Consider the following 11,035-nt stretch of genomic DNA (forward strand, 5'->3'; position numbering starts at 1 on the left):
CCGGTGCGCACCCGGCACGGCCCCGGCCCCCGGCCCCTCCCCCGTCCCTCCGACCCGCGTCCGGTCCCCTCCCGGCCCGGACCTCCACGCACACCGACACGAAAGCGGACCCCCCATGTCGCACAGCCCACGTACGGCGGGCACCGCGCTGCTCGCAGCGTCCGCCCTCCTGCTCACCGCCTGCAACGGCGTCGGCGACGCCGCCCGGCCCGAGGGCGAGAACGGCCTCATCGGCATCTCCATGCCCACCCAGTCCTCCGAACGGTGGGTCAACGACGGGCGGAACATGGTCGCCGAGTTCGAGGCCCGCGGTTTCGGCACCGACCTCCAGTACGCCGAGGACGTCGTCCCCGACCAGATCTCCCAGATCGAGAACATGATCACCCGCGGCGCCGACGTCCTCGTCATCGCCGCGATCGACGGCGAGGCCCTGGGCGACGTGCTCGACACCGCCGCCGACAGCGGCATCCCCGTGATCGCCTACGACCGGCTCATCATGGGCAGCGAGAACGTCGACTACTACGCCACCTTCGACAACTTCGAGGTCGGCGTGCTCCAGGCGCAGTACATCGTGGACGCCCTCGGACTGGAGGAGGGCGAGGAGGGGCCGTTCAACCTGGAGGTGTTCGGCGGGTCCCCCGACGACAACAACGCCTACTTCTTCAACGACGGGTCCATGTCGGTGCTGCGGCCCTACCTGGACGACGGGACGCTGGAGATCCCCAGCGGGCAGACGGAGATGGAGCAGATCGCCACCCAGCGCTGGGACGGCGCCATCGCCCAGGCCCGGATGGACAACCTCCTCAGCGCCCACTACTCCGACGAGGAGCTGCACGCCGTGCTCTCCCCGTTCGACGGCATCAGCCTGGGCGTGATCGAGTCCCTGCGCGCCGTCGGCTACGGCAGCGGCGACCTCCCCCTGCCCGTCGTCACCGGCCAGGACGCCGAGCTGTCGTCGGTGCGGTCCATCATCGCCGGCGAGCAGACCCAGACGGTGTTCAAGGACACCCGGGCCCTGGCGGCCCAGACCGTCGACATGGTGGAGGCGCTGCTCGCGGAGGAGGAGGTGCCGGTCAACGACACCGAGACCTACGACAACGGCGTCAAGACGGTCCCGGCCTTCCTCCTGGAGCCCGTGTCGGTCGACATCGACAACTACCGGGAGGTGCTCGTCGAGAGCGGCTACTACGAGGAGTCGGACCTGTGACCGGCGCCCCCGCCGCGGGCGCCCCGCCGGGCCCGCTGCTGAGCATGCGGGGCATCCGCAAGGAGTTCCCCGGGATGGTGGCCCTGGACGGGGTCTCCCTGGAGGTGCGCGCGGGCCGCGTCCACGCCCTCATGGGCGAGAACGGGGCGGGCAAGTCCACCCTGGTGAAGGTGCTCAGCGGGGTCCACCCCGCCGGGACCTACACCGGGGAGGTCCTCCTGGACGGGAGGCCCTGCGCGTTCACCGGGGTGGCCGACAGCGAGCGGTCGGGCATCGCCATCATCCACCAGGAGCTGGCACTGGTCCCGCAGCTGTCCATCGCCGAGAACGTGCTGCTCGGGCACGAGATCACCCGGTTCGGCGTCCTGGACCGGGACGCCACCCACGCCCGCGCCCGCGAGCTCCTGCTCCGGGTGGGTCTGGACGAGAACCCGGACGTCCCGGTGTCGGCGCTCGGCATCGGCGCCCAGCAGCTCGTCGAGATCGCCAAGGCGCTGGCCAAGCGGGTGCGGCTGCTCATCCTGGACGAGCCCACCTCGGCGCTGAACGAGACCGAGAGCCGGCGGCTCCTGGACCTGCTCCTCGAACTGCGCGCCCAGGGCGTCACCTGCATCCTCATCTCGCACAAGCTCGGCGAGGTGGTGGACGTGAGCGACGAGATCACGATCCTGCGGGACGGGCGCACCATCGAGACGCTCGCCGTGGAGCGCGACGCCGCCGGGACGCCGTCGGTGGACGAGGACCGGATCATCCGCGGCATGGTCGGGCGCTCCCTGGACCGCCGCTACCCCGAACCGCTCGGGGAGGCCGGCCCGGTGCGGTTCCGGGTGCGCGACTGGACGGTCGACCACCCGACCCGGCCGGGGCGGCGCGTGGTCGACGGCGTCGACATGGACCTGCGCGCGGGCGAGATCGTCGGGCTGGCCGGGCTCATGGGGGCCGGGCGCACCGAGTTCGCGATGAGCCTGTTCGGCCGCTCCTACGGCAGGTTCGTGCGGGGCACGCTGTCCAAGGACGGCGAGGTCCTGCCGGTGCACGACGTCGCCGCGGCCGTCCGCGGCGGCCTGGCCTACGTGCCCGAGGATCGCAAGACGCTCGGGCTGCTGCTCGACGAGGACATCCGGCGCAACACCACCCTGGCCGCGCTGCACCGCGTCTCGCGCCACGGGGTCGTCGACCAGGCGCGGGAGACCGTCGAGGCCCGGCGGATGGGCGAGGAGCTGCGCGTGCGCGGGAACGTCGCCGCCGGGACGGTGCGCACGCTCAGCGGCGGCAACCAGCAGAAGGTCGTCCTGGCCAAGTGGATGTTCACCCGGCCGGAGCTGCTGATCCTGGACGAGCCCACGCGCGGCATCGACGTCGGCGCCAAGTACGAGATCCACCTGATCATCCGCAGGCTGGCGGCGGAGGGCGCCGCCGTCCTGCTCATCTCCTCGGAGCTGCCCGAGGTCCTGGGCATGTGCGACCGCGTCCACACCATGTGCGAGGGCCGCATCACCGGCGAGGTGCCCGCGGCCGAGGCAGACCAGGAGACCCTCATGAGACTGATGACGAGAACCGGGGACCGGCCATGAAACAGAAGACCGCGGGACGGACCGGCTCCGGGCGGGCCGGGCTCGGCGCCCTGCTGCGCGGCGACACCCGCCGCTACGGGATGGCGGTGGCGCTGGTCGCCATCGTCGTCCTGTTCCAGATCCTGACGGGCGGGCTGCTGCTGACCCCGCTCAACATCACCAACCTGATCCTCCAGAACTCCTACATCCTGATCCTGGCCATCGGCATGATGTTGGTGATCGTCACCGGGCACATCGACCTGTCGGTCGGGTCGGTGGTGGCGTTCACCGGCGCAGTGTCGGCGATCATGCTCACCTCCTGGGGGCTCCCGACCTTCGCGGTGGTGCCCCTGGCGCTGCTGCTCGGCGCGGCCATCGGCGCCTGGCAGGGCTTCTGGATCGCGTACGTGCGCGTCCCCGCGTTCATCGTCACCCTCGCCGGGATGCTCGTGTTCCGCGGCGCCACGCTGGCCGTCCTGGGCGGCGAGTCCATCGCGCACCTGCCCTCCTCCCTGCGGCGGATCGCGGGCGGGTTCCTCCCCGGCCAGACCGACGGCCCGCACCTGCCGACCCTGCTGCTGGGCGCGGCGGGCGCGGCGGTCGTGGTGTGGATCCAGTGGCGGGCCCGGGCGCGGACCCGGGCGCACGGGCTGCCGGTGCAGCCCGCGGCGGTGACCGCGGCGGGCTCGGCGGTGCTCGTCGCGGCGATCCTGGCGTTCACCTGGGCGCTGGCGGCCCACAACGGCCTGCCCCTGGTGGGGCTGCTGCTCGTGGCGCTGATCGCGGGGTACTCGTTCGTGACGCGCTCCACGACGCCGGGCCGGCGGATCTACGCGGTGGGCGGCAACGAGCGGGCGGCGGCCCTGTCGGGCATCCGCACGCAGCGGACCACCTTCTGGGTGTTCGTCAACATGGGGGCGTTGTCCGCGCTGGCCGGGCTGGTGTTCACCGCGCGGCTCAACGCGGCCACCCCGGGCGCGGGCACCATGTTCGAGCTGGACGCCATCGCGGCGGCGTTCATCGGGGGCGCGTCGGCGTCCGGCGGGGTGGGCACCGTGGTGGGGGCCGTCATCGGCGCCCTGGTCATGGGTGTCCTCAACAACGGGATGTCCCTGATCGGGCTCGGCGTGGACTGGCAGCAGCTCATCAAGGGGCTGGTGCTGCTGCTGGCGGTGGCCTTCGACATCTACAACAAGCGTCGGATCGGCGCGGGAGGGGCGGTGTTCGGGCTGCGCGTCCGCCGGGACGGGCCCGGGGAGGGCGGCGCCGCACCCGCCCCGGGCGCCCGGGAGCCGGCCTCGGCCTGACCCGGCGCGGCCGCCCCGCCTACCGGGGCGGGGCGGCCACGCTGGCGCGTTCCACCAGGGTCGGCGTGATCGTCCGGCGGGTGGAGGCGGCGGGCTCCCCGGACATGCACGACAGGAGCACGTCCAGCGTCTCGGTGGCCACCGTGGCGAAGTCGGGGCGCACGGTCGTCAGGGGCGGGATGAAGTAGGCGGCCTCGGGAACGTCGTCGAACCCGACGACGCTCACCTCGCCGGGGACGGCGCGGCCGCGCTCCGACATCGCCCGCAGGATGCCCAGCGCCAGGTGGTCGTTGGCGGCGAAGACCGCGGTGACCTCGGGCATGCGGGCGAGGATCAGCCCGGCCCGGTAGCCCGAGGCGGCGCTCCAGTCCGCGGGGCTCACCGGCGGGACCTCGGCTCCCGCCTCCTCCAGGGTCCGCCGCCAGCCCCGCTCCCGGTCGGCGGCGTCGAACCACTCCGAGGGGCCGGCCACGTGCCAGACGGTCCGGTGCCCGGCGTCCAGCAGGTGGCGGGTGGCCAGCCGCGCGCCGGCCTGCTGGTCCACGGTCACCAGGGTGTCGCCGCGCGCGGGGTCGCCGTCCACCGCGACCAGCGGGATGTCCGGCGGCACCGCGGCCAGGGCCTCGTCGGCGGCGGCGGTGGGCGCTATCACCACGATCCCGGCGGCGCGCTGCTCCAGGTGGTGGTCGACGGCCTCCGCGATGGAGCCCCGGTCCAGCACCCGGACCCGGCGGACGCTGACGACGAAGCCCCGGGCCGCGGCGGCGAGCTCGAAGGCGGCCAGCAGCGAGGAGGGGCCGAACAGGGTCGAGTTCTGGGCGACGACGCCGATGAGCTGCGACCGCCCGGTCGCCAGCGCCCGGGCGGCCCGGTTGGGCCGGTAGCCGAGCTGCTCGATGGCCGCGCGCACCCGCAGCCGGGTCTGCTCGCGGACGTTGGGGTGGCCGTTGAGCACGCGGGAGACCGTCTGGTGCGACACCCCGGCCAGGCGCGCGACGTCGGTCATCGCGGGCTCCCGCGCCGCGCCGGGGGTCGATGGGGTCTGGGCCACCCGCAGCTCCTTCACAGCCGATGCGGTCGCGTGCTCGGTGAACGCCCGCCGGGCACGAGCCGGACGGTGGGCGCTAACATATCTCATCTCCCCCACACGGCAACAGCCTCCCACCCAAGGTAAACGCTTCCAGTTCCCCTTTGTTAGCGCTCCCATCCCGCCGCTTCCCCTACCCTGCGCACTTAGTCCCCCGCCGCCCGCTCCCCGCCCCTCCTAGCCCCCATCCCGCGCGTGGGGAGTACACGTGCGGTCATGTGTAGTGATATGCGGTCGAGGAACCATCCCCGCAGGTGCGGGGAGCACGGCGGCGTCCCCCGGTCGGACAGTGGTCGGTGGGAGCATCCCCGCGTGCGCGGGGAGCACATGCCGCGGCGCTCAGCGTCCCGGACTCCCGGGGGACCATCCCCGCGTGCGCGGGGAGCACATGGGTAGCGCCCTGCCGACCGGCCTGGACCCGGGACCATCCCCGCGTGCGCGGGGAGCACATCAGCGTGCGCCGGGCGATGTGGCGGGCAGCGGGACCATCCCCGCGTGCGCGGGGAGCACCCCGTCATCAGCGTCACGCTGTAGTACGTGCTGGGACCATCCCCGCATGCGCGGGGAGCACACCCAGGCCACCGTCGCCCAGATGCTGGCCTGGGGACCATCCCCGCGTGCGCGGGGAGCACCCGGAGTTGTTCGCCAACCAGTGCTGGGTCTCGGGACCATCCCCGCGTGCGCGGGGAGCACTACGGCCCCGACACCCCGGCGCGTGCGGCCAGAGGACCATCCCCGCGTGCGCGGGGAGCACTTGATCTTGGCCGGGTCCCACTTGCCGGGCTGGGGACCATCCCCGCGTGCGCGGGGAGCACGGGCCGGGGTCCACGTGGCCACGGCGGCGGTGGGGACCATCCCCGCGTGCGCGGGGAGCACGTGGGGGGCGTGGGGGCCGAACGCCTTCGACTGGGACCATCCCCGCGTGCGCGGGGAGCACCAGACCGTGGACTTCGTGTCCATGTCGACCCGGGGACCATCCCCGCGTGCGCGGGGAGCACTGCTCCAGCTTGACGCGGTGCAGGACGAGGTAGGGACCATCCCCGCGTGCGCGGGGAGCACGTAAATGACCTGCGAAGATCCCACTGGGAACCAGGCGATTTTCAAACTTCTTGAATTTCGGACACTCGACCCAAAAGAACACAAAAGTCGAATATCGCTCAGCGGCCGAAACGACGCCGCTTGGAGGCCTTGCTCCAGCCCTTCTTCGGCGGGTTGGTGGAAGTGGACGGCGAAGACTCCTTCGGGCGGTTCATGAGGATCAAGCCCTCATGGTCGACCGGCTGCCAGTGGTGCTCGAAGGTCTTGAAGCCGAACCCCTGCTCCGAGTCGTTCGTGTACACGAGCAACGCCCTCCCCTGCCCCGCGTACTGCTGCACCTCCTCCCACAGCAGATCACGGATCCTCCGCGAGGGCCTGCCCACGAACACCCCTGACGAGATCTCCATCAGCCACCGGGTCAGCAGTCCCCGCAACCCCTTCGGACAGTTGGTCAGCACCAGGACCGTCACCACACGACCTCGAACTCGTAGTTGCGCCCCGCCTCCAACAACCGCCCGCGGTCGCCCACGAGGGCCACCTCGTCCCGTTCATCGGCCGCCTCGTCCGCCGCGTCCCCCAGGAGCAGACGCTTCACGTCGTCCACGCAGCGCTCCAGCAGCCCCTCGCGGTTGATCCGGTCCCGCAGCAACCGCCGGGTCACCCCGTCGACGTCCTCGTCGCCCTGCGCAGCCGCGTCGAAGGCCACCGGGATCCCGATCTCCACCTTGTACAGGTCGGCGATGTCCATGACGAACCCGCGCTCGTGCCCCGAGTGCACGAACCCCAGCCCCGGACTGCATCCCAGCGCCGCCGTCACCGAGTGCGCCATCCCGTAGAAGCACTGTGCCGCCGAGGTGATCGCCTTGTTCGGCGTGTCCGACCGGTCGTGGTCCCCCGGCACGTAACGCCGCCCGCGCCAGGTCACCCCCGTCCGCTCGGCCTCCTTCCGATAGGCGGCCTGGACGCGCTTGCCCTCGTACCCGAGAAGCTGCTGACGCGTCCGCCCCTCGACATCCAGGTCCGGGAACCGCATCCGGTACATCCCCCGCGCAACGCTCAACCGCTTCTGCGGGTTCGCCCACGCCGTCGCCTGCACCTCCACCAGCTTGGACGACCGCGTCAGCGCCCTCCCCGCCGCGTAGAACCGCACCCCGTACTCGCCGACCCACACCACGGTCGCGCCGCACTCCCCCAGCAGCTTCATCGCACCGTCGGTCACACTGGTCCCCGGCCCCAGCAGCAACGCCCCGATGGTCGCCGACGGCAGGTGCCGGACCCCCTCGCCGTCCGCCGCGGTGATCGCGTTGTCCTCCCGGTGCACGATGCACTTCTCCAGGTACACGAACGAGATCCGCTCACCGACCCTGGTCAGCTCCCACGGTGTCGACGCCCCGCGGCTCCCCGCCGTGGCGGTCACCGCCCCGCCCCCACCGGCGCCAGCGTCATCAGCCCGCAGCCGTACGCCTTGGCCCTGCCGAGCCCCGCGCACAGCACCCGGCGCAGCGCCTCCGGGTCGGTGACGGTGAGCCGTCCGTCGAAGGTCGCCGTGACGATCGGCACCCTCATCCGCTTCCCCCTGCGATCGGGCCTCGGGTCAGGTTTGTCGAACCCTGCCGCGTTCCGGTCGTGCACGGTCAGTTCGTACTCGTCCTCCCCCGGCAGCAACTGCTGGTCGGAGGGCTTGCGCACGATCACGAACCCGGAGGCGTCCTGCCGCTGGATCAGCCACCCCGCCTGGTGGCGCGGGGTGACGTGCGCGGTGACCTTGGTGGGCTCCCCGTCCTTGCGCCGGATGCTGTGCACCGGGTTGGCGGTGAGCCGGAACGCCCACGTCTGCCCCTTGGACAGCCGGTCGAGGAACCCCGTGTAGTCGTGGCTCTTCCACACCCGTTCCGGGTCGTCGACGCCCCGCCACCCGGCCTGGTCCATGAGGTCGTCCATCAACGGCCGGCTCGGACTCACCACGTACAGCAGCACCTCCGCCCGCGAGTTGCGGTCCAGGCGCCACAACACGCGCGGCCCGCCCGGCTCGGAGGGCAGTATCTCGGGGAAGCAGCCCATCACGGCGGCGTGCAGCACCTGCGGGGACGACAGCAGCCGACGGCTTCCCGTCTTGTTGGTGTTGAAGCGGAAGCGGGTGAGGTACATCAGTCTCCTCCCAGCGCGAGCAGGGGGTCGTGGTCGGGTATCCGCTCGCGGCGCGCGTCCGGGTTGCGCACCCGTACCGAGTCGGTGGTGACCGCACGCATGGCGTAACGCCGGTGCAGGGGGTCGAAGCTGAGCGGAAGGTCGCGGAACAGGTCTCCAGCGGTCCCGCGTCCGGCGTCGATGATGGTGGTGAGGTCCACCACGGCCTCCCGGCTCCTGCTGCGCCGGTACCACGGGGCGGCCTGCCAGGACTGGCCCTCCAGCACGTCCTCCACACGGCCGGGGACCGGCTCTCCCAGGTCGAGGGGCCGGGCCGGCGGGCAGGAGCGCCGCCCGAGATAGGGAAGGAAGACCGGGGCCCGCACGGCGTCGTACAGCGTCCCGACGAGTTCGTCGTCGCCCTCGACCGCCGCGACGAACACCGCGTCCGCCAGGTAGAAGCGTTCCGACACCGGCATGGACACGTCGGTGACCAGGTGCCGGGCGGTCTGGTAGTCGCGCACCCGGACCCCGGGCTGGTCGATGCGGACCCCGAAGCGCAGCGCCGCCAGGTCGGACAGGTCCTCGGTGCGCTCCCGGCCCAGGGCGGAGGCGAGCAGCCCGACCACCCCGCTCTTGGTCGGGGCGTTCTCCGTGGTGCGCCGGGCGAACCTGGACGCCGACCCCCAGGACTGGAGCGGTCCGGCCAGGACGAGGGGCAGGACGCTCATGCGCCGGACACCTGCCGCCGGGCCACCGCCTCGCCGACCTGATCGACCAGTTCGGCCAGGGAGACGGAGGCGCCGACGCCGGACAGCTTGGCCGTGCGCTCCCCCACCCGGACCACCCAGGTGTCCACGTCGTCGGTCGCGTTGTAGGCGCGCTCGACCCCGACGATGTAGTCGGCGAGCCGCGCGCAGGCCTCGGCGAGGTGCCCCCTGCCCGCCTCGACGGGCTCTTCAAAGGCCCCGACGAAGCTGATCGGCCGCGCGCTGCGCAGTTTGACGATCACCGCGTCCGGCAGGGTGTGGTTGCCGAAGGTGTTGATCTTGCCGGTGGGCAGCGACTCCACGAACCCGCGCACGAACGCCTGCACCGCTCGGCGCAGCGGCTCGGTGGCGGGCTCGTCCTCGCGCAGCCCCTCCCCCAGGTTCCTGCGCAGCTGGTCGACGTCGACGGCGGCGTAGCGGTAGAGGGTCGCGGAGTTGAACTCGACGGTGCCGATCATGCCCGCGCCCGGCTCGGAGTCCTCATTGCGGTCGTCGACGGCGGTGTAGTAGTCGGACTCGTTCTCGACCGCGTGCACGCTGATGGCGTGGGCGACCTGGGCGGCGGCGTCCACGTTGATGTCGGCACCGTCGGCGACCATGCGGCCGAACAGGGCGATGTCGACGGAGTGGTGGGTGTCGGCGATGGCCTTGGCACGCGCCTTGGCGTCCTTGTCCTTGAGGAACCCCTTGATGTCCTCGCGGCCCTCGACGGCGAGGGCGGCCAGGCCGTCGCGCTGGCGGGCGCTGAGGAACATGAGGTAGGAGGACTCGGGAGCGGGCTCCTTCTCGCCCTTCTTCTTGGCGGCGTCGGCCTTGCGCTTGGGCACCTCGATCTTGGAACCGGTGGCGACCTGAACGGTCTCGGCGGCGAGGGCGACGGCCTCGTCCCGGGAAAGGTCCGGTGCGAGTTCGGTGATGCGGTCGGCGACCAGTTCGGCGACCCGCTTGGTGCGGGTGCCCAGGTCCTGGGGGTCGAGGAGGGCACCGAACGCCTGGCGGGTGGCGCGCTTCCAGGCCTGGCTGGAGACCCGGGCCCGGCGGACGCCGCCGTAGACGGCGGTCTTGGGGGTGCCGGTGTCGTCGCGGTTGAGATTGCTGGGCGGCACGGTCTGCAACACGTGCACGTCGAGAATGGTGCGGCTCATGGTCGTCGGTTCCTCGTGGTCTCGTCGGTGTGGTGCTGTGTGTCCGCACTGTCGCAGCGGGGGCGGAATCCGGTGGATGTGCGCGCGACAGGAGGAGGGTCCCGGGATCGGCCGGAGGGCGTGTGGGCCAGGCCCGGCCTGTCAGCCGTCCGTCGGGGACGTCGTCGTTCCGGTACCGCCCTCCCCCGCGGTCGCGGGGCGGTAGGACTGGAACCCGCGACCCCAGGCGGTGCGGACGCGGGCGGGGCCGCCCCTGACGGCCCGGATCGTGTAGAGCTGGTCGGCCAGCAGGCCGTAGTCGAGGGGGACGTCGGCGGCTCGCAGCAGCTTGACGATGCCCCGGAGGCGGTCCAGGCGGACGCCGTGGTCCACCGCGCTTCCGGCCTGGACGAAGCGCCTGCGCAGGGGTTCGTCGATGGTTCCGGCCGGCATGAGGCGCCGCACCGCACCGCCCAGGTCGCGACCCCGCCGGTGCATGCCCTGGTCCCGTTTGGACTGCTGGTGCAGGGCGTACAGGGTCAGGGCCTCGTGGGCGGCGGCCTCGGCGTGCTCAACATGCGAGTGGTCGACCGGGAACTTCTCGTAGAAGTCGTGGTCGAGGGTGAGCCCGATCAGTTCCGGGACGTCCGCTAGGGGTTTGCCCGCGCCCCGGCGCAGTTTGGCCAGGAGCGCCACCGCTTCGGGTCGGTCCTTCATGTAGCCGCCCTGGATGGGGCGGATGCGCTCGTCGACGAAGGTCCCCAGGTCGTGGAGCGCCGGCATGTACTCGGTGGGGGTCGTGGTGGTCACCGCTGTGTCTCC

At 72.2% G+C, this 11,035-nt stretch carries 10 protein-coding genes and 1 CRISPR repeat array; of the genes, 3 read left to right on the forward strand and 7 right to left on the reverse strand.

What is annotated here, in order from left to right; genetic code table 11:
• Window positions 1–115 precede the first annotated feature (115 nt).
• From chvE to mmsB, 3 genes are read left to right on the forward strand one after another with little or no spacing between them, the layout of a single operon-like run.
• The gene (chvE, locus tag ABZ249_RS01385; RefSeq protein ID WP_355255619.1) at window positions 116–1,207 is read left to right on the forward strand and encodes a multiple monosaccharide ABC transporter substrate-binding protein; all 1,092 of its coding nucleotides are present in this window, start codon (window positions 116–118) and stop codon (window positions 1,205–1,207) included.
• Between the two features lie 44 nt (window positions 1,208–1,251).
• On the forward strand, window positions 1,252–2,781 hold the full coding sequence (locus ABZ249_RS01390; protein WP_355256033.1) for a sugar ABC transporter ATP-binding protein: 1,530 nt from the start codon (window positions 1,252–1,254) through the stop codon (window positions 2,779–2,781).
• The gene (mmsB, locus tag ABZ249_RS01395) at window positions 2,778–4,067 is read left to right on the forward strand and encodes a multiple monosaccharide ABC transporter permease (RefSeq protein ID WP_355255622.1); all 1,290 of its coding nucleotides are present in this window, start codon (window positions 2,778–2,780) and stop codon (window positions 4,065–4,067) included. Before ABZ249_RS01390 ends, mmsB begins: the two co-directional genes overlap by 4 nt.
• 19 nt (window positions 4,068–4,086) lie before the next feature.
• Here the strand turns inward: mmsB and ABZ249_RS01400 are convergent, their stop codons facing one another.
• From ABZ249_RS01400 to casB, 7 genes are all read right to left on the reverse strand, one after another.
• Window positions 4,087–5,073 carry a LacI family DNA-binding transcriptional regulator gene (locus ABZ249_RS01400; protein ID WP_220565920.1) on the reverse strand — a complete coding sequence of 329 codons (987 nt, stop codon included), beginning with the start codon at window positions 5,071–5,073 and terminating at the stop codon, window positions 4,087–4,089.
• 319 nt (window positions 5,074–5,392) lie between these two features.
• A CRISPR array of direct repeats spans window positions 5,393–6,213; the repeat unit is 29 nt; unit sequence GGGACCATCCCCGCGTGCGCGGGGAGCAC.
• A 98-nt stretch (window positions 6,214–6,311) separates the two neighbouring features.
• Window positions 6,312–6,662: a type I-E CRISPR-associated endoribonuclease Cas2e gene (gene cas2e, locus ABZ249_RS01405; RefSeq protein ID WP_355255625.1), complete on the reverse strand. Its 351-nt coding sequence runs from the start codon at window positions 6,660–6,662 to the stop codon at window positions 6,312–6,314.
• On the reverse strand, window positions 6,659–7,609 hold the full coding sequence (cas1e, locus tag ABZ249_RS01410) for a type I-E CRISPR-associated endonuclease Cas1e (RefSeq protein ID WP_355255629.1): 951 nt from the start codon (window positions 7,607–7,609) through the stop codon (window positions 6,659–6,661). Before cas1e ends, cas2e begins: the two co-directional genes overlap by 4 nt.
• Window positions 7,606–8,340: a type I-E CRISPR-associated protein Cas6/Cse3/CasE gene (gene cas6e, locus ABZ249_RS01415; protein WP_355255632.1), complete on the reverse strand. Its 735-nt coding sequence runs from the start codon at window positions 8,338–8,340 to the stop codon at window positions 7,606–7,608. Before cas6e ends, cas1e begins: the two co-directional genes overlap by 4 nt.
• Window positions 8,340–9,050, reverse strand: a complete 711-nt coding sequence (gene cas5e, locus ABZ249_RS01420) for a type I-E CRISPR-associated protein Cas5/CasD (RefSeq protein WP_355255635.1) — start codon at window positions 9,048–9,050, stop codon at window positions 8,340–8,342. Before cas5e ends, cas6e begins: the two co-directional genes overlap by 1 nt.
• Complete coding sequence (gene cas7e / locus ABZ249_RS01425) at window positions 9,047–10,234, reverse strand: type I-E CRISPR-associated protein Cas7/Cse4/CasC (RefSeq protein ID WP_355255638.1); 1,188 nt, start codon at window positions 10,232–10,234, stop codon at window positions 9,047–9,049. The genes cas5e and cas7e overlap by 4 nt, the downstream gene beginning before the upstream one ends.
• Window positions 10,235–10,375: 141 nt before the next feature.
• Window positions 10,376–11,023, reverse strand: a complete 648-nt coding sequence (gene casB, locus ABZ249_RS01430; protein ID WP_355255641.1) for a type I-E CRISPR-associated protein Cse2/CasB — start codon at window positions 11,021–11,023, stop codon at window positions 10,376–10,378.
• Window positions 11,024–11,035 lie beyond the last annotated feature (12 nt).

It is taken from the genome of Nocardiopsis sp. NPDC006139 (genome assembly GCF_040614155.1).
Classification (GTDB): domain Bacteria; phylum Actinomycetota; class Actinomycetes; order Streptosporangiales; family Streptosporangiaceae; genus Nocardiopsis; species Nocardiopsis changdeensis.